The 17,705-nt window shown below is 75.2% G+C and carries 14 protein-coding genes; 11 read left to right on the forward strand and 3 right to left on the reverse strand.

Features of this window, described 5'->3' with window-relative positions; translation table 11 throughout:
- Positions 1-62 precede the first annotated feature (62 nt).
- Both ACZ6S5_RS01435 and ACZ6S5_RS01440 read right to left on the reverse strand, forming a co-directional pair.
- Positions 63-905, reverse strand: a complete 843-nt coding sequence (locus ACZ6S5_RS01435; protein ID WP_465996571.1) for a DNA-formamidopyrimidine glycosylase family protein — start codon at positions 903-905, stop codon at positions 63-65.
- 105 nt (positions 906-1,010) lie between these two features.
- Positions 1,011-1,811 carry an SAM hydrolase/SAM-dependent halogenase family protein gene (locus tag ACZ6S5_RS01440; RefSeq protein WP_465996573.1) on the reverse strand — a complete coding sequence of 267 codons (801 nt, stop codon included), beginning with the start codon at positions 1,809-1,811 and terminating at the stop codon, positions 1,011-1,013.
- 98 nt (positions 1,812-1,909) lie between these two features.
- Here ACZ6S5_RS01440 and ACZ6S5_RS01445 point away from each other — a divergent pair, with 98 nt between their 5' ends.
- Positions 1,910-2,458, forward strand: coding sequence for a hypothetical protein (locus ACZ6S5_RS01445; RefSeq protein WP_465996575.1), 549 nt, complete (start codon positions 1,910-1,912; stop codon positions 2,456-2,458).
- A gap of 195 nt (positions 2,459-2,653) precedes the next feature.
- Here the strand turns inward: ACZ6S5_RS01445 and ACZ6S5_RS01450 are convergent, their stop codons facing one another.
- Positions 2,654-7,276 carry an ATP-dependent helicase gene (locus ACZ6S5_RS01450; RefSeq protein ID WP_465996577.1) on the reverse strand — a complete coding sequence of 1,541 codons (4,623 nt, stop codon included), beginning with the start codon at positions 7,274-7,276 and terminating at the stop codon, positions 2,654-2,656.
- Positions 7,277-7,448: 172 nt separating this feature from the next.
- On the opposite strand from ACZ6S5_RS01450, the gene ACZ6S5_RS01455 reads away from it, so the two are divergent.
- The 10 genes from ACZ6S5_RS01455 (at position 7,449) to ACZ6S5_RS01500 (ending at position 17,637) form a co-directional block, all read left to right on the forward strand.
- Positions 7,449-7,793, forward strand: coding sequence for a hypothetical protein (locus tag ACZ6S5_RS01455; protein WP_465996579.1), 345 nt, complete (start codon positions 7,449-7,451; stop codon positions 7,791-7,793).
- Positions 7,794-7,935: 142 nt separating this feature from the next.
- Positions 7,936-10,770, forward strand: a complete 2,835-nt coding sequence (locus tag ACZ6S5_RS01460) for a Na+/H+ antiporter subunit A (protein ID WP_465996581.1) — start codon at positions 7,936-7,938, stop codon at positions 10,768-10,770.
- A complete protein-coding gene (locus tag ACZ6S5_RS01465; RefSeq protein WP_465996583.1) occupies positions 10,767-11,249 on the forward strand; it encodes a Na(+)/H(+) antiporter subunit C in 483 nt (160 codons plus the stop codon). The genes ACZ6S5_RS01460 and ACZ6S5_RS01465 overlap by 4 nt, the downstream gene beginning before the upstream one ends.
- Entirely contained in the window at positions 11,246-12,760 is a 1,515-nt protein-coding gene (locus ACZ6S5_RS01470) for a Na+/H+ antiporter subunit D (RefSeq protein ID WP_465996585.1), read from the forward strand. Before ACZ6S5_RS01465 ends, ACZ6S5_RS01470 begins: the two co-directional genes overlap by 4 nt.
- Positions 12,757-13,419: a Na+/H+ antiporter subunit E gene (locus tag ACZ6S5_RS01475; protein WP_465996587.1), complete on the forward strand. Its 663-nt coding sequence runs from the start codon at positions 12,757-12,759 to the stop codon at positions 13,417-13,419. The genes ACZ6S5_RS01470 and ACZ6S5_RS01475 overlap by 4 nt, the downstream gene beginning before the upstream one ends.
- The gene (locus ACZ6S5_RS01480; protein ID WP_465996589.1) at positions 13,416-13,679 is read left to right on the forward strand and encodes an MrpF/PhaF family protein; all 264 of its coding nucleotides are present in this window, start codon (positions 13,416-13,418) and stop codon (positions 13,677-13,679) included. The genes ACZ6S5_RS01475 and ACZ6S5_RS01480 overlap by 4 nt, the downstream gene beginning before the upstream one ends.
- Positions 13,676-14,008: a monovalent cation/H(+) antiporter subunit G gene (gene mnhG / locus ACZ6S5_RS01485; protein ID WP_465996590.1), complete on the forward strand. Its 333-nt coding sequence runs from the start codon at positions 13,676-13,678 to the stop codon at positions 14,006-14,008. The genes ACZ6S5_RS01480 and mnhG overlap by 4 nt, the downstream gene beginning before the upstream one ends.
- Positions 14,009-14,170: 162 nt before the next feature.
- Positions 14,171-15,526: a hemolysin family protein gene (locus ACZ6S5_RS01490; RefSeq protein ID WP_465996591.1), complete on the forward strand. Its 1,356-nt coding sequence runs from the start codon at positions 14,171-14,173 to the stop codon at positions 15,524-15,526.
- The gene (locus ACZ6S5_RS01495) at positions 15,523-16,587 is read left to right on the forward strand and encodes a hemolysin family protein (RefSeq protein ID WP_465996593.1); all 1,065 of its coding nucleotides are present in this window, start codon (positions 15,523-15,525) and stop codon (positions 16,585-16,587) included. The genes ACZ6S5_RS01490 and ACZ6S5_RS01495 overlap by 4 nt, the downstream gene beginning before the upstream one ends.
- Positions 16,588-16,713: 126 nt before the next feature.
- On the forward strand, positions 16,714-17,637 hold the full coding sequence (locus ACZ6S5_RS01500; RefSeq protein ID WP_465996595.1) for a sporulation protein: 924 nt from the start codon (positions 16,714-16,716) through the stop codon (positions 17,635-17,637).
- The last annotated feature ends 68 nt before the right edge of the window (positions 17,638-17,705 follow it).

Raw genomic sequence — 17,705 nt, forward strand, 5'->3', positions numbered from 1 at the left:
GATCTTGCCGGTTCGTGGAAGTTCCACGGACGGGCCGCCGCCGTCACCGCCCGAAGTGGACGTCAGGTGCGTTCGGGCTGGCAGGCCGGGCACCAGTAGGTGACCCGGTCGCCCAGTTCCTGCTTGCTGATCGCGGTGCCGCAGCGCCGGCAGGGCTGGGCGCGGCGGCCGTACACGTAGCTGGTCTGCCCCCGGTGCAGGGACCCGGTGGTGCTCTGCGTCCAGCGGCCCCGGTTCGCGGCCAGCAGCCGCTGCGCGAGGGTGACCGTGCCGGCCAGGTCGGGCACCGCGCGGACCGGCGTCCACGGGGAGACGCCGCGTAGGAAGAGCACCTCGCACTTGTAGAGGTTGCCCACGCCGGCCAGGTTGCGCTGGTCCAGCAGCGCCTCGCCGATGGTCTCGTCCGGGTGGGCGGCCAGCCGGCGGACCGCCTCGTCCGGATCCCAGTCGGAGCCGAGCAGGTCCGGCCCGAGGTGGCCGACCAGGGACTCCTCCTCGGCGGTCGGGATCAGCGCCAGCTCGTGCAGGTGGTAGCCGACGGCGACCGCGCCGGGGGAGCGGAGCACCACCCGGATCAGGTGCGCCGGACGGGCCGCCCAGCGCTCACCCGGGGCGTACGCCCGCCAGGCGCCGTCCATCCGCAGGTGTGAGTGCAGCGTCCAGTCGCGCCCGGCCGGGTCGGGGCGGGTGGCCGTCGCCCCGGCCGGTGGCTCGAGGGCGCCGGGCGGGGCGGTGAGCCGGAGCAGCAGGTGCTTGCCCCGGCTGGCCGACTCGCGGACGGTCCAGCCGGTCAGGTCGGTCGCGGCGAGCTGCGGCACCCGGAAGTCGGAGCCGGTGAGTCGCGCGCCGGCCAGGGCCCGCTGGAGGACGCGAGCGGTGTTCCAGACGGTGTCGCCTTCGGGCACCCCTTCATCCTCCCTCACCCCGCGCCCGCATGAAGACGCGCACGTTGTCAGGGAAAGTGTCGCCTCCTGCACGGGCAGGCCCCAGTTGCCCGGAACCTGCGCGGATCATCGGCCGGGTCGGCCGGACGTGCGGATCGTCAGCAGGTCGCCGGGGGCGAGGCCGAGCTGGTCGGCGGCCCGGCCGCCGTTGACCGCCACCGCGACCAGCCCGGCCGAGTCGACCAGAAGCACCAGCCCACCGGCCGGCGCGTCGCCGAAGGCCCGGCCACGGACGGCCGGCCGGCCCGCGACGAGCGGCTCGGGCCCGACCTCGTCGAGCAGCGCGGGCGCCGCGGCGAGCTGCACATTGCCGAAATGGTCCACGGTGAGCACCTCGGCGGTGAACCCGCCCGGCTCCCGGCGCAGCACCGGGTCCGGCAGCCGCACCAGCGTCGCCGGATCCACCGCCGGGCCGGCGTCCGCCGGTGCCCCGCCGGTCGCCAGCCGCGCCGCGACGGGCGCGAAGACGTCCCGGCCGTGAAAGGTGCGGGACACCTCCGGGGCCAGCCAGCCCGGATCGGTCAGCTCCACCGCCGAGGTGACACCGCCGAGCGCCGCGGCGGCCGGCAGCAGCAGCCCGTTGTCCGGTCCGACCAGCACGCCGCCCGGGGTGACCAGGGCGATCCCGCGCCGCGCGGTGCCGACGCCCGGGTCCACCACTCCGACGTGGACGGCGTACGGCAGGTGCGGCAGGGTCTGGGCGAGCACCGCGGCACCGCGCCGGACGTCACCCGGCGGCACGAGGTGGGTCACGTCGATCACCCGGACCGCCGGGGCGAGCCGGGCGATCACCCCGTGGCAGGCGGCCATGAAACCGTCGGTCAGGCCGTAGTCGGTGGTCAGGGAGATCCAGGCGGTCGGAGCCATGCGGGCAGGCTAGCGGGTGGCCGGTGGCCACGGACCGGCATGCGTGACCGACCGACCGGACGGTGCCGGGCCGCGCCACCGTTGGGCAGACTGCCGGAGTGACGAATCGCCTTCGCCTGCTGTCGACCGCCGCCACCGTCCTCATCGCCGTCGGCCTGACCGCCTGCGGCGAGGACGCCGCCGAGCAGGACGGCGGGGCCTGGGCGGACGGCCGGTCCAAGGCGCCGGCCACCAGCGCGGCCGCCCCGACCGAGGCGCCGACCACGGCCGAGTCGGGCCGCCCGAAGGGCCGGCCGACCGAGAGCCCGTCCACCCCGCCGTTCATCATGCCGACCAAGGCCGCCGGCACACCGTCCGCCCGCAAGGTCGTCGACGCGTTCAAGGCCGCCGGACTGGCGGTGCCGAACGTGCGGGACCGGTCCACGGACTGCGGGCCCGACGGCGTCGGCGTGGGCTGTGCCCAGCTGATCGCCACGGACGCCGTCTCGGTGTACGTCTTCCCGGACGAGGCGAGCGCCACCAACCAGACCGAGGTCTGGGGGACGGATTCCTACCGCAAGGGCGCGGTGGTGCTCAGCTACCTGGGCACGAAGACCTCCACGACCGACCGGAAGCGCTACGACGAGGTGCTCGCCAAGCTGGCCTGAGCCGGGATCAGCCGGCGCTTCAGCCGCAGCTCGTCGCGGAGCGGGATGTCGTGGCCGTACCCGGATCCCGGCCATCGGATCGTCTCCTCCCTCGTCGGCCGGCCACACCCTGACGACCGAGGTCCACGCGCCCGCCTCCTTTCAGGGCATGCGGCGTGCGGCGCGGCCGAGCGGGAGCGGGCCGGCGAGGCGGAGTCAGCCACGGAGGCGGAGGCCGCGCGGGGTGGCGCGGAAGCCGGCGGCGGTCAGCGCGTCGCGCAGCGGCGAGGAGTGCACCGCCTCGCCGTCGGCGCGCTCCACGGAGATCGCGCCGAGCGCCCCGGAGTGCACCGCGTCGGCGAGCGCCTTGCCGGCGGACGCGAGGGCGTCGGCGTCGTCGGTGAAGGAGAGGATGGTCCGGCCGCCGCGTTCCACATAGAGCACCAGCTCGCCGCCGACCAGCACGACCAGCGCGCCGGCCTTGCGCCCGGCCCGGTGCCCGGTGGCCGGGGCCGCCCCGTCGCCCGAGTCGACCACCCGTTCCGGCCAGGGCAGCGCCGCGCCGTACGGGTTGGCCGGGTCGGTGGCGGCGAGCACCACGGCCGGGCCGCTGCCCCGCCCCCGACCCTCGTCGGCCGGGTCGGCCAGGGCGCGGAGCCGGTCGACCGCCCCGGGCACCGCGAACTGGGCCGCGCCCAGCCCTTCGACGAAGTAGCCGCGCCGGGCCGCCCCGCGTTCCTCCAGTGCGGACAGCACCGGATAGACGGCGGCGAACCCGCCGGTCACCTGCTCGGCCATTACCGCCCCCCGGGTGACCACGCCGTGCCGTTCGAGCAGCAGGTCGGCCAGGGCGGCGGCCCGCCGGGTGGGGTCGAGGTCGCGGTCGGGCAGCCGGGACCAGCGCCCGGCCACGGTGGGCGGCCCGCCCCGGCTGGGCAGCGCCACCCGGCCGGGACGACGGTAGCGGGTCCGCGGCGCGGACGGCCGGGCCCGGTGGGCGCCGCCACCGCCGAGCACCGCCCGCAGCGGCGCGAGGGTGTCGTTGGTCAGGTGCCCGGCCCAGACCAGGTCCCAGATCGCGGCCGTGAGGGCGGTGTCGTCGGTGGACGCGACCCGGTCGGACAGCGAGCGGAAGAAGAGCGCCTGCCCGTCGCCGAGCGCGTCCAGCACGGCCTCGTGCAGCGGGGTCAGCGCCAACGCCTCGTCCGGCGGTGGCAGCAGCAGCGGCGCCACGTCGGCGTACGCCAGGGTGACCCAGCCGTCGCCGCCGGAGATCGCCCCGGCCCCGGCCCAGACCACCTCGCCGCTGGCGCAGAGCTCGTCGAGCTGGGCGGGGGAGTAGTCGGCCACCCGGGCGGGCAGCACCAGCCGTTCCAGCGCGGACGCGGGCACCGCGGCGCCCTGCAACTGCTCGACGGTGGCGGCGAGCGCCTCCACGCCCCGGGCCGACGAGCCGACCTGCTGCCAGCGGGGCAGGAACGACGCCAGCGCCTTCGGCGGCACCGGCTCGATCTCCCGGCGCAGCGCCGCGAGGGAACGGCGGCGCAGCAGGCGCAGCACCTCGGCGTCGCACCACTGGGTGCCGACGCTGTCCGGGGCGAACTCGCCGGAGACCACCCGGCCGTTGCCGGCGAGCCGGCGCAGCGCCTGCTCGACGACGTACACGCCGAGCCCGAATCGGGCGGCGCAGGTGGCCGCCGCGAACGGGCCGTGGGTGCGGGCGTACCGGGCGACCAGGTCACCGAGCGGGTCGGCCACCGGCGCCAGGTACGCCTCGGCCACCCCGACCGGCAGCGCCACACCCAGCGCGTCGCGCAGCCGGGCCGCGTCCTCCACGACCACCCAGCGCTCCTCGCCGGCGATCCGGACCCGCAGCGCCCGCCGGGCCGCCGCCAGCTCGGTCAGCCAGGCCACCGGTACGCCCCGCTCGCCCAGCTCCGCCTCGCTGAGGTCGCCGACCACCCGGAGCAACTCGACCACGTCCTCGGCATCGCGGGGACGGCGCTGCTCGGTGCGCCAGCGCAGCTGCCGCTCGGTCTCGGCGAGCACCGCCGGGTCGAGCAGCTCCCGCAGGTCGACCCGGCCGAGCAGCTCGCCGAGCAGGGCCGAGTCGAGAGCGAGCGCGGCGGCCCGGCGTTCGGCCAGGGGCGCGTCGCCCTCGTAGAGGAACGCGCCGACGTACCCGAAGAGCAGCGAGCGGGCGAACGGCGACGGGCGCTCGGACTCCACCTCGACCAGCCGGACCTTGCGGGCCGCCAGGTCGCGCATCAGGTCGGCGAGGGCCGGCTGGTCGAAGACGTCCTGGAGGCACTCGCGGGCCGCCTCCAGGGTGACCGGGAAGTCGGCGTACTCGCGGGCCACGTCGAGGAGCTGGGCGGCGCGCTGGCGCTGCTGCCAGAGCGGCTGCCGGCGGCGCGGATCGCGGCGGGGCAGCAGCAGGGAGCGGGCCGCGCACTCGCGGAACCGGGACGCGAAGAGCGCGGAGGTGCCGACGGACTCTTCGACGAGCTGGGCGATCTCGTCGGGCTCGAAGACCACCACGTCGGCGCCGGGCGGCTCGTCGGCCGTGTCCGGCAGCCGGACCACGATGCCGTCGTCGGAGGGCATCACCTGGGCGTCCACGCCGTAGCGCTCGGCGAGGCGGCGGCCGATCGCCAGCGCCCAGGGGCCGTTGACCCGGGCGCCGAGCACCGAGTGCACGGCGAGCCGCCAGTCGCCCAGCTCGTCGCGGAACCGCTCGACCACGACCGTCCGGTCGTCGGGCAGCGACCGGGTGGCCGCCTTCTGCTCGCGCAGGTAGGCCATCAGGTTGCCGGCGGCCCAGTCGTCCAGCCCGCCGGCGCGCAGCGCGGCGACGGCGTCGTCGTCGCCCTGGCGCAGCAGCGCCCGGACCCGGGCGCCGATGGCCCGACCCAGCTCGACCGGCCGGCCGAGCTGGTCGCCCTTCCAGAACGGCATCCGGGCGGCCTGGCCGGGGGCGGGGGAGACCAGCACCCGGTCGGGGGTGATCTCCTCGATCCGCCAGGACGACGAGCCGAGCAGGAACACGTCGCCCACCCGGGACTCGTAGACCATCTCCTCGTCCAGCTCGCCGACCCGGGCGGCGCGCTCGGCACCGGCCAGGAAGACGCCGAACAGCCCCCGGTCGGGGATGGTGCCGCCGCTGGTGACCGCGAGCCGCTGCGCGCCGGGCCGGCCGGTGAGCACGTCGGTGGCCCGGTCCCAGACCAGGCGGGGCCGCAGCTCGGCGAAGGCGGTCGACGGGTAGCGCCCGGAGAGCATGTCGAGCACCGCGTGCAGCGCCGAGTCGGGCAGCTCGGCGAAGGGGGCGGCCCGGCGGACCCGCACGGCGAGGTCGCCGAGCCGCCACGGCTCCAGGGCCACCATCGCGACGATCTGCTGGGCCAGCACGTCGAGCGGGTTGCGCGGGTAGTGCAGTTCCTCGATGGCCCCGTCGGCCATCCGCTCCGCGACCACCGTGCAGGAGAGCAGGTCGCCCCGGTGTTTGGGGAAGACCACGCCCCGGGAGACCGCCCCCACCTGGTGCCCGGCCCGGCCGACGCGTTGCAGGCCGGCGGCGACGCTCGGCGGGGCCTCGATCTGCACCACCAGGTCGACCGCGCCCATGTCGATGCCGAGCTCCAGGCTGGAGGTGGCGACCACGGCGGGCAGCTGCCCCGACTTGAGCGCCTCCTCGATGTGCTTGCGCTCCTCCCGCGAGACGCTGCCGTGGTGGGCCCGGGCGATCACCGGCGACGCGCCGGCCGCCGCGCCGGACTGCGCCATCACCTCGGCCGGCTGGCGCGGCGCCCGCAACGGCCCCACCGGCCCGCCGCCCGGCGCGGTGCGGCTGCCGTCCGGCGCGGACGACGCCTCGAACTCCTCGGCGGCCAGCTCGTTCAGCCGCGCGCAGAGCCGTTCGGCGCTGCGCCGCGAGTTGGTGAAGACGATGGTCGACCGGTGTGACCGGATCAACGAGAAGACCCGTTCCTCGACGGCCGGCCAGATGGACGCCCGCCGTGGGCCGATGCCGCCGAGGTCGTCCTCCGGCGGCTCCTGCTCGTCGAGGCGGGTCATGTCCTCCACCGGCACCTGCACGCTGACCTCGATGGTCTTGTTGCTGGCCGGCTGCACCACGTCGACCGGGCGGGCGCCGCCGAGGAACCGGGCGCAGACGTCGATCGGCCGGACGGTGGCGGACAGGCCGATCCGCTGGGCCGGCGTCTCCAGCAACGCGTCGAGGCGTTCCAGGGAGAGGGCCAGGTGGGCGCCGCGCTTGGTGCCGGCGACCGCGTGCACCTCGTCGACGATCACGGTGCGCACCCCGCGCAGCGAGTCCCGGGCGGCGGAGGTGAGCAGCAGGAAGAGCGACTCCGGCGTGGTGATCAGGATGTCCGGCGGGGTACGCGCGAAGGCCCGCCGCTCGTCGGCCGGGGTGTCGCCGGTACGCATGCCGACGGTGATGTCCGGCGGGGTGACGCCGAGCCGGGTGGCGGCGTGCCGGATGCCGGTGAGCGGTGCCCGCAGGTTGCGTTCGACGTCGACGGCGAGCGCCTTGAGCGGGCTGACGTAGAGCACCCGGCAGCGCTGCCGCGCCTCGGCCGGCGGCGGTTCCTTGGCCAGCCGGTCCAGCGACCAGAGGAACGCGGCCAGGGTCTTGCCGGAGCCGGTCGGGGCGACCACGAGGGCGTTGCGCCCGGCGGCGACGGACCGCCAGGCACCGGCCTGGGCGGCGGTGGGGGCGGCGAAGGCGGCGTTGAACCACTCCCGGGTCGCCGGGCCGAAATCCGCCAGCACGGCCGCGTCCCCGCCGGTCACCTCGTTCGCCACGCCCTCCATCCTGCCTCGCCGATGTGACATTCACTCGACGCCGGACGCTGTTCTGTCCGGGTCGATGTCTTACGCGACAGTTGGTGGCGTTACTAGCGTTAAGTCTTACTTAACTGCTTGCTTGTGTCGCGCAACATAAAGTAACTTCACTCGCAACGCAGCGTCGGGGTGGAGGGCTTGGATGATCGTCGAGGAGCGCGGCTCCGGGCCCGGGACCGACGTGCTCATCCGCAAGGTCGACGGCCACCTCGCCGTGCTCCGCACCGGCCTGCAGGGCCCGGAGCTCGAGCTGGCCGAGGAGCTGGCCCGCTGTCTCCGCGAGCTGGTCATCGCCACCGCCCACTCCAGCGCCGCCGACCGCGGGCTGGTCCGCGCCGCGGTGCACTACTTCGTGCTGCGCCGGGAGAGCCGGGGCAAGCTGCTCCCGGTGCGCTCCCTCGCCGCCGCGCAGCGGGTGGTCAACAAGGTGGTCCGCCAGCTCGGCCGCCCCGACCTGCTGGTGGAGACCCGCCCGCTGCGCCGCTGACCAACGGCTCCGCACACCCTGATCGGGCAGGGCGGGCCGGGTGGGTTTCCGGAAAAACGCCCGGGGCGGCGGTCATCTGACGTCTGATCGGTCGTGGCCGCAGCGTGCCGGCGCGCGCTGCCACCTCGACCGTGGAGTGCGCGTGCTCGTCCTGCTGATCCTGCACCTGGTGGCGGCCCTGCTCGCGCCGTTGCTGGTCCGCTGGTGGGGTCCGCGTGCCTGCTACCCGCTCGCGCTCGCCCCGGCCGCCACGGTCGGCTGGGCGGTCGCGCACACCGGCGCGGTCCGCGACGGCGGCGCGGTGCTCGAGACGTACCCGTGGATCGCGCAGCTCCAGCTCGACCTGGCGCTGCGGGTCACCACCCTGTCCTGGTTGATGATGCTGCTGGTCGGCGGCGTCGGCGCCCTGGTGCTGGTCTACTCCGCCCGCTACTTCCACGCCGGGTCGGTGGGACTGGCCCGGTTCGCGGCCGTCATGGTCGCCTTCGCCGGGGCCATGCTCGGCCTGGTCGTCTCCGACGACCTGCTGCTGCTCTACGTCTTCTGGGAGCTGACCACGGTCTTCTCCTACCTGCTGATCGGGCACAGCACCGAACGGCGGTCCAGCCGCTGGGCGGCCGCCCAGGCGTTGACCGTCACCACCCTGGGCGGGCTGGCCATGCTGGTCGGCTTCCTGCTGCTCGGCCACCACGCGGGCGGCTACCGGTGGTCGCTGATCACCGCGGTGCCGCTGCCCGGCGGCGGGTACGCCGTCGCGGCCGTGCTGCTCGTGCTCACCGGGGCCCTCGCGAAGTCCGCGGTGTTCCCGTTCAACTCCTGGCTGCCGGTGGCGATGGCCGCCCCCACCCCGGTCAGCGCGTACCTGCACGCGGCGGCGATGGTGAAGGCCGGCGTCTTCCTGGTCGGGCTGCTCGGCCCGGCGCTCGCCCCGACCGCGCCGTGGCGCCCGGTCACCGTGGTCGCCGGGCTGGTCACCCTGATCGTCGGCGGCTGGGCGGCGCTGCGGCAGACCGACCTGAAGCTGCTGCTGGCGTACGGCACGGTCAGCCAGCTCGGCCTGCTCGTCGTGGTGCTCGGCGCGGGCACCCCGCAGGCCGCGCTCGCCGGCACGGCGATGCTGCTGGCGCACGCGCTGTTCAAGGCGGCGCTCTTCCTCGTGGTGGGCATCCTCGACCACAGCGCCGGCAGCCGGGACCTGCGCGACCTGTCCGGAGTGGGCCGCGCCGCGCCGGTGCTGGCCGGGGTCGCCGCGCTGGCCGCCGCCTCGATGGCCGGGCTGCCGCCGCTGCTCGGCTTCGTCGCCAAGGAGGCGGTGTTCGCCGCGTTCGCCGGGCGGTCGCTGGTGCTCGCGGTGTTGGTGGTCGGCACCGCGCTCACCGTCGCGTACAGCATCCGGTTTCTCTGGGGGGCCTTCGGCACCCGGCCCGGCACGGCGGTCACCGACGTCGAGCGGCCCCCGCCGGCGATGCTGGCCCCCGCCGGCCTGCTCGCCGTGGCGGGGCTCGCCGCCGGGATCACCGCCGGCCCGCTCGGCGCGCTGCTCCGTCCGTACGCCGAACTCTTCGGGCCGGTCGAGGAGCACCTGGCGCTCTGGCACGGACCGACCGTGGCGCTGGGCCTCTCCGCCGTCGCCGTCGGCGGCGGCGTGGCGCTGCACCTGGTCCGCGGCCCGCTCGCCCCGGCGCTGGCCCGGCTGCGCTTCCCGGTCGGCGGCAACCAGGGGTACGAGTGGGTGACCCACCGGTTCGACCGGTTCGCCATCGAGGTCACCGGCGCAACCCAGCGGGGCTCCCTGCCGCAGTACCTGGGCACGGTCCTGCTGGCCCTGGTGCTGGTGCCCGGGTCGGCGATGCTGTTCACCCGGCCGTGGCGCAACGAGATCGCGGCCTGGGACAGCCCGGTGCAGCTGGTGGTCTGCGTGGTGATCGCGGTGGCCGCGCTGCTCGCCGTCGGCGCCCGGCGCCGGCTCACCGCGATGCTGCTGGTCGGGGTCACCGGCTACGGCACCGCGATGCTGTTCGTCCTCTACGGCGCGCCCGACCTGGCGCTCACCCAGTTCCTGGTGGAGACCGCCACCATCGCGGTCTTCGTGCTGGTGCTGCGGCGGCTGCCGGAACGCTTCTCGGCCCGCCCGCTGCGCCGCAGCCGCTGGGTCCGCCGGGGCATCGGCGTGGCGGCCGGGATGGTGATGGCCGGCCTCGCCCTGGCCGCCTCGGGGGCCCGGCGGTTCCCGTCCATCTCGACCGCCTTCCCCGACCTCGCGGTCGCCCAGGGCTACGGCCGCAACGTGGTCAACGTGACCCTGGTGGACATCCGGGCCTGGGACACCATGGGGGAGATCTCCGTGCTGGTGGTCACGGCGACCGGGGTGGCCAGCCTGATCTTCGAGCGGTCCCGCACCGGTCCCCGGCCGCGCCGTCCCCGCCCGGCCGGAGCGCGGCGCGACCGGCGTACGGTCTGGCTGCGCGGCGGGGCCACCCTGAACGCGCGCCGCCGGTCGATCGTCTTCGAGGTGGTCACCCGGCTGATCTTCCACACCGTGCTGCTCTTCTCGCTGTTCCTGCTCTTCTCCGGGCACAACGCCCCGGGCGGCGGCTTCTCCGGCGGCCTGGTCGCAAGCCTCGCGCTGACCGTCCGCTACCTGGCCGGCGGCCGGTACGAGCTGGCCGAGGCCGCCCCGGTCGGGGCCGGTACGGTGCTCGGCGCCGGGCTGGCCGTCGCGGTCGGCGGGGGCGTGCTCGGCCTGCTGCTCACCGGCGACGTGCTGCAGAGCGTCAAGGTGAACCTCTGGCTGCCGCTGATCGGCCACTGCTACCTGGTCACGTCGCTCTTCTTCGACATCGGCGTCTACCTGATCGTGGTCGGGCTGGTGCTGGACATCCTGCGCAGCCTCGGCGCCGAGGTGGACCGGCACGTCGAGGCGGCCGGCGAGCCGGCCCGGGGACTCGTCGTCGAGCGGGAGGGCGGGCCGACATGACGCCGGGCGCCGGGGGACCCACGCTGGTCCTGGTGATCGCGGTGGGGGTGCTCGTCGCCACCGGCGTCACGCTGCTGCTGGAGCGGAGCCTCACCCGGATCCTGCTCGGCGTCATCCTGCTCGGTAACGGGGTCAACCTGCTGATCCTGCTCAGCGGCCGGTCCGGCGCCGCGCCGCTGGTCGGCACGGCGCCGTCCGGGCGGATGAGCGACGCCCTGCCCCAGGCCATGGTGCTGACCGCGGTGGTGATCACGTTCGGGCTGACCGCGTTCCTGCTCGCGGTCGCCTACCGGAGCTGGTATCTCAGCGGTGACGACGAGGTGCAGGACGACCTGGAGGACCGGCAGATCGTCCGGCTCGCCGAGCGGAACGAGGTGTCCACCGCGGACCTCGGCGGGGAGGGGCCGGACAGCGATCCGGAGCAGGTGGACCCGGGGCCGGCGCTGCGCCGGCTGCGCCGCCGGGGCGAGCCGCGGTGAGCGCGGTCCACGCGCTGGTGCCGCTGCCGGTGGTGCTGCCGCTGCTCGGCGCCGCGCTCACCCTGCTGCTGAACAAGCGCCCCCGGGCGCAGCGCTCGGTGAGCGTGGTCGGTCTCGCCACCGCCCTGGCGGTCGCGGTGGTGCTGCTGGTGGCGGCGTACCGGCACGGACCGGTGGTGGTCCGGGTGGGCGGCTGGCCCCCGCCGGTCGGCATCGTGCTGGTCGCCGACCAGTTGGCCGCGCTGATGCTGGTGGTTTCCTCCGCGGTGACCCTCTGCGTGCTGCTCTACTCCATCGGGCAGGGGCGGGGGGAGACCAGCGAGAGCGCGCCGGTGAGCATCTACCACCCCACTTACCTGGTGCTCACCGCCGGCGTGACCAACGCCTTCCTCGCCGGCGACCTGTTCAACCTCTTCGTCGGCTTCGAGATCCTGCTGGCCGCCAGCTTCGTGCTGATCACCCTGGGCGGCACCGAGGCACGGATCCGGACCGGCTCCACCTACGTGGTGGTGAGCATCGTCTCCTCGATGATCTTCCTGGCCGCGGTCGGCCTGGTGTACGCGGCGACCGGCACCGTCAACATGGCCCAGCTCGCCGGCCGGCTGGACGCCCTGCCGGACGGCGTACGCCTGACCCTGCAGCTGATGCTGCTGCTCGCCTTCGGCATCAAGGCGGCGGTCTTCCCGGTCTCCGCCTGGTTGCCGGACAGCTACCCGACCGCGCCGGCCCCGGTCACCGCGGTCTTCGCCGGCCTGCTCACCAAGGTCGGCGTGTACGCGATCATCCGCACCGAGACTCTGCTCTTCCCCGGGGGCCAGGTGTCCGGCCTGCTCATGGTGGTGGCCGGGTTGACCATGGTGGTCGGCATCCTCGGCGCGGTCGCCCAGTCCGACATGAAGCGGCTCTTCTCCTTCACCCTGGTCAGCCACATCGGCTACATGATCTTCGGGGTGGCGTTGAGCAGCGTCGCCGGCCTCGCCGGGGCGATCTTCTACGTGGTGCACCACATCACCATCCAGACCACCCTCTTCCTGGTCGCCGGGCTGGTCGAGGAGCGCGCCGGCAGCACCGACCTGCGCCGGCTGGGTGGCCTGGCCCGGGTCACTCCGCTGCTCGCCGTGCTCTTCTTCGTCCCGGCGATGAACCTGGCCGGCATCCCGCCGTTCTCCGGCTTCCTCGGCAAGCTCGGCCTGCTCCAGGCCGGCGTGGCGGCCGGCGGGACGCTGCCCGTGGTGCTCGTCGCCGCCGGGGCGCTGACCAGCCTGCTCACCCTCTACGCCGCCTCCCGGGTGTGGAACATCGCGTTCTGGCGGGCGCCCCGGCTGGCCACCTCCGGACCGGCCGTGCGGCTGCCGGGGCTGATGGTCGGGGCCACCGCCGCACTGGTGACGCTCGGGGTGGCGCTGACCCTGGCCGCCGGGCCGCTCTTCCGGGTCACCGTGGACGCCGCCACCGACCTGCGCCAGCGCACCCCGTACGTGCGGGCCGTGCTGCCGCCGGAGCGGCGATGACCGACGACCTGCCCCCGGGCCGGCCGGCCCGCGACGACGACGCCCCGCTCGCCTCGGCCGGCCGGCCGCCGCCGACCGACAGCGGCCCGCCGTCGCCGGCGGTCGGCCGGGGCGGCCGGCGCCGGGACCAGGCCGTCGCGCTCGGCTGGCTGGTGGCGGTCTGGATGCTGCTCTGGGGCGACCTGTCCTGGGGCAACCTGCTCGGTGGGCTGGTCGTCGGCGCGGCGGTGCTGCTCTTCTTCCCGCTCCCGCCGGTCACCTTCGGCGGTCGGCTCCGCCCCGGCGCGCTGCTGGTCCTCGCGGTCACCTTCGCCGGGGAACTGGTCAAGGCCAGCGTGCACGTCGCCGCCATCGCCGTGCGCCCCGGCTACCGGCCGCGCGGCGCGATCATCGCGGTCCCGCTGCGGGTCCGCACCGACCTCAACCTGGCGCTCACCGCCGAGGTGGTCTCCCTGGTCCCGGGCACCCTGATCCTCGAGGTGGACCGCGAGCGGGGCGTCCTCTACGTGCACGTGCTCGACGTACGCGGCCCGGAGGACCTGACCGGCAGCCGGGACCGGATCCTCGCCGTGGAGCGGCGCATCGTCCGCGCCGTCGGCTCCCCCGAGGAGGTACGCCGGCTGCGCACCGAACCCGTCGACAGGAGGACCCACTCGTGACCACCTTCCTCGCCGTCGCGCTGACCGGGCTGCTCTCGGTCACCGCGCTGCTCGCCCTGGCCCGGATCTACCGGGGGCCGTCGCTGCTGGACCGGGTCGTCGCGGCCGACCTGCTGCTCTCCACCATGCTCGGCGCGGTGGGCGCGGAGGCGGCGGTCAACCGGCATCCCACCACGCTGCCCGTGCTGGTGGTGCTCTCCCTGCTCGGCTTCGTCGGCTCGGTCTCGCTGGTCCGCTTCGCCGTCCGGGAGGAGGTGTGACGGGCGCCGTCGCCGACTGGCTGGGCGCGGCCTTCCTGCTGGCCGGGGCGCTGCTCAGCCTGGCCGCCGGCATCGGCGTGCTGCGTTTCCCGGACGTGCTGGACCGGATGCACGCCGCCACCAAGCCGCAGGTGCTCGGCGTGCTGCTGCTCCTGCTCGGCCTGGCGCTGCGCCTGCGTACGCCGTCGGACCTGGGGATGATCGCGCTGGTCGCGATCTTCCAGCTGGCCACCGCGCCGGTCGCCGCGCAGATGATCGGGCGGGCCGCCTACCGCTCCGGGCGGGTCGACCGGGACCTGCTGGACGCGGACGAGCTGGCGGGGCGGTGAACCGGACGACCGGGAGGCTTCCCGGCACCCTCAGCGAACGCCCAGCCGACGCCGATAAAATGGCCACATGATCGACTCCTCTGCCCCGGAGGGCAGCAGTAGCCAGCCGGGTCGTGCCCGGCAACCCTTCACCCCGACGGTCCCGGGAGCCCTGAACCTCCCGTGTTGATCCTCGTCGGACTCGTCCTCATCATCGTGCTCACCGCCGCCACCGGTTACTTCGTGGCGCAGGAGTTCGGCTACGTCGCCGTGGACCGGGGCAAGCTCAAGCAGCTCGCCGACCGTGGCGACCAGGCCGCCGCCCGCGCCCTGACGGTGACCGGGCGCCTCTCGTTCATGCTCTCCGGCGCCCAGCTCGGCATCACCGTGACCGCCCTGCTGGTCGGTTACGCCGCCGAGCCGTACCTGGGCGCCGGGCTGGCCGACCTGCTCGGCCTCGCCGGGGTCTCCACCGCCGTGGCGCTGCCGATGTCGGTGGTGCTCGCCCTGATCATCGCCACCGTGGTGCAGATGGTCCTCGGCGAGCTGGCCCCGAAGAACCTCGCCATCGCCCGCCCCGAGCCCCTCGCGCGGGCCCTCGCCCGGTCCACCCTGATGTACCTCAAGATCGCCGGGCCGGTGATCACCCTCTTCGACCGGGCCGCCGTCCGGCTGCTGCGCCGGGTCGGCATCGAGCCGATCGAGGAGCTGCCCAGCGGCGCCACCCCGGAGGACCTGGAGCAGATCATCGCCGAGTCCCGCGAGGAGGGGCACCTCGACGCCGCCATGTCGGACCTGCTCGACCGGGGCCTCGACTTCCGCGAGCTGACCGCCGGGGAGGCCATGGTGCCCCGGGTTGACGTGCACACCGTACGGGCCGACGAGCCGGTCAGCCGGGTCGTCGAGCTGCTCGACACCGGCCACTCCCGGTTCCCCGTCCGGGGCGCCGAGGGCGTCGACGACCTGGTCGGTGTCATCGGCATCGCCGACGTGCTCGGCGTGCCCCCGGCCAAGCGGGCCACCACCCGGGTCGCCGCGGTGGCCGTACCCCCGCTGCTGGTGCCCGAGACGCTGCCGCTGCCGACGGTGCTGGACCGGCTCCGGGCCGGCCACCGGCAGCTTGCCTGCGTGGTCGACGAGTACGGCGGCTTCGCCGGCGTGATCACCCTGGAGGACATCGCCGAGGAACTGGTCGGGCCGATCCTGGACGAGGACGACCCGCCGGAGCGGGCTCCGGCCCGGCAGGAGGACGGCTCCTGGGTGGTGCCGGCCCGCTGGCGGATCGACGAGGTCGCCGACAGCACCGGCATCGCGCTGCCCGAGGCGCCCGAGTACGACACGCTCTCCGGGCTGGTCATGCGGGAGCTGGGGCGGGTGCCCGAGGTGGGCGACCGGCTGGAGATCGCCCTCGCGGCCGACGGCGCCGAGCCGGACGCCGAGCCGCGTGCCCTGGTCGAGGTGCTGGCCGTGGACCGGCACGTGGCCGACTCGGTACGGCTGCGCACCACCGTCGCCGGGCGCGCGGAGGAGGCGGCATGAGCCCCGGCTTCGCGCTCTTCTCCTCGGTGGTGCTGCTGGCGCTCAACGGCTTCTTCGTGGCCGCCGAGTTCGCCCTGGTGGCGGCCAAGCGGTACCGCCTCGAACAGCTGGCGGTCGGTGGCGGCCGGGCGGCCCGCGCGGCGCTGGACGGCGTCCGTGAGCTGACCCTGATGCTGGCCGGCGCGCAGCTCGGCATCACGCTGTGCACCCTGGGGCTCGGCGCGCTCGCCGAGCCGGCCATCGAGCACCTGCTCAGCCCGCTGCTGCACGCCGTCGGGCTGCCGACTGCGGTCAGCCACCTGGTGGGGCTGCTCTTCGCCCTGGCCCTGGTGACCTTCCTGCACCTGGTGGTCGGCGAGATGGCTCCGAAGTCGTGGGCGATCACCGACGCGGAGCGGTCGGCGACGCTGCTGGCGCTGCCGTTCCGGGCCTTCGCCCGGGTCGCCCGCCCGATCCTCTCCGCGCTGAACGCGCTGGCCAACGCGGTCCTGCGCCTGGTCGGCGTACGCCAGCAGGACCAGCTCGCCCAGGTGCACGGCCCGGACGAGCTGCGCATCCTGCTGGAGCAGTCCCGGGAGCACGGGTTGCTCGGCGCCGAGCAGCACCAGCTGCTGACCAGCATGCTGGAGCTGCAGGGCACCCGGGTGTCCCAGGTGATGGAGCCGTTCGACCGGATCGTCACGGTTCGGCGGGAGGACACCGCCGAGCGGATCGAGCACGTCTCGCGGGACAGCGGCCGGTCCCGCCTGGCCGTGCTGGACCCCGGCGGCGAGGTCTGCGGCCTGGTCCACGTACGCGAGGCGGTCCGGGCGGTCACCACCGGCCGGCCGGCGACCGCCGGTGAGCTGATGACCCCGGCGTTCACTCTGCCCGGGGAGGCCACCGTCACCGAGGCGGTCGCGGCGATGCGCGGCCGGCAGGCGCAGTTGGCGCTGGTCCGTAACGGCGGCGGCCCGACCCGGCCGATCGGCTTCGTCGCGCTGGAGGATCTCCTCGAGGAGGTCATCGGCGAGTTCGACGACGAGACCGACCCGGTGCCCCGGGGCCGTCGCCTGCGCTGACTCCCCATCCGTCCTTCCGTCCGGCCGCCGGGTCCCCGTGACCCGGCGGCCGGCCCGTCTCCGGCCCGGCAGGAGTGGCCGCCCGGTGACCGGGAATGCGGTCGGCCCGGGGGAGGGAGCGCGGGGATGCGGCTGACCGGGGTGTCGTCGGAGTCGGTGTGGACGGGGCTCTCGGTGAGCACCACGCTGACCAACCCGAGCACCCGCCCCGGGCTGCGCCTGCCCGGCCGGGTGACCCTCGCGGCCGGTGGCCAGGACGTCCCGGTCCGGCACGTCCGGCTCGGGCTGGTCGCCCAGGTGGAGCCGGAGGATCCGGACTCACCCCGCCGGCTGGTGCAGTACCACGAGGTGCCGATCGCCGGCCGGTTCGTGGTGCCGGCGGGGCGCCGGCGGGCGGTCGAGTTCGCCTTCCCGCTGCCCTGGGAGACCCCGGTGACCACCTTCGGCGGGGTGCCGTTGATGAGCCTGCGTACCGGGTTGCGGACCGAGGTGTCGGTCGACCCCGACCTGGACCAGGGGGCGATGGTGCCGGTCTTCGTCCACCCGCTGCCGACCCAGCAGCACGTGCTGGCGGCGCTGGACACCCTCGGCTTCGTCATGCGGCAGGCGGGCCTGCAGCACGGCCGGCTGCCCGGGGTGGAGCAGACGCTGCCGTTCCACGAGCGGCTGGGCTTCTGGGTGGCACCGCTCTACGCCGGCCCGATCACCGAGCTCGAGGTGATCTTCGTGACCAATGCGGCCGGGCTGGAGGTGGTGCTGTGGGCGGACCGCCGGCTCTCCCTGGCCGGGGTCACCCACCAGAGCATCAGCCGGTTCCGGGTCTGGCACGCCGGGGCCGACCGGCGGGACTGGGTCTCGACCGTCGACGGCTGGCTGCGGCACGCGATAAACCGGCACGCCGCCGCGGCGGCGAACGCCGACTGGTCCGCGGCGATCCGCGAGTCCGCTCACGTCAGCCGCCGCCCCGACGAGCCGGTCGCTCCCGGCTACGGCCTGGGCGGCACGGCCGGGGGCGCCGGCGTCGGCGGCGGAGGCGGCGACGGCACCTGAGGCTGGCCCGACCCCGCCTGGCCTCCGGCAAGGACCGCGCAACGTCGGGGAAAGGGCTGCCTCCCCGG

This window comes from Micromonospora sp. NPDC051924 (genome assembly GCF_055586005.1).

Bases quoted from the DNA above. Each gene is read 5' to 3' on its own strand.
- ACZ6S5_RS01440 (WP_465996573.1), bottom strand. From the start codon at position 1,811: ATGGCTCCGACCGCCTGGATCTCCCTGACCACCGACTACGGCCTGACC.
- ACZ6S5_RS01450 (WP_465996577.1), bottom strand. From the start codon at position 7,276: ATGGAGGGCGTGGCGAACGAGGTGACCGGCGGGGACGCGGCCGTGCTG.
- ACZ6S5_RS01455 (WP_465996579.1), top strand. From the start codon at position 7,449: ATGATCGTCGAGGAGCGCGGCTCCGGGCCCGGGACCGACGTGCTCATC.
- ACZ6S5_RS01465 (WP_465996583.1), top strand. From the start codon at position 10,767: ATGACGCCGGGCGCCGGGGGACCCACGCTGGTCCTGGTGATCGCGGTG.
- ACZ6S5_RS01475 (WP_465996587.1), top strand. From the start codon at position 12,757: ATGACCGACGACCTGCCCCCGGGCCGGCCGGCCCGCGACGACGACGCC.
- ACZ6S5_RS01495 (WP_465996593.1), top strand. From the start codon at position 15,523: ATGAGCCCCGGCTTCGCGCTCTTCTCCTCGGTGGTGCTGCTGGCGCTC.
- ACZ6S5_RS01500 (WP_465996595.1), top strand. From the start codon at position 16,714: ATGCGGCTGACCGGGGTGTCGTCGGAGTCGGTGTGGACGGGGCTCTCG.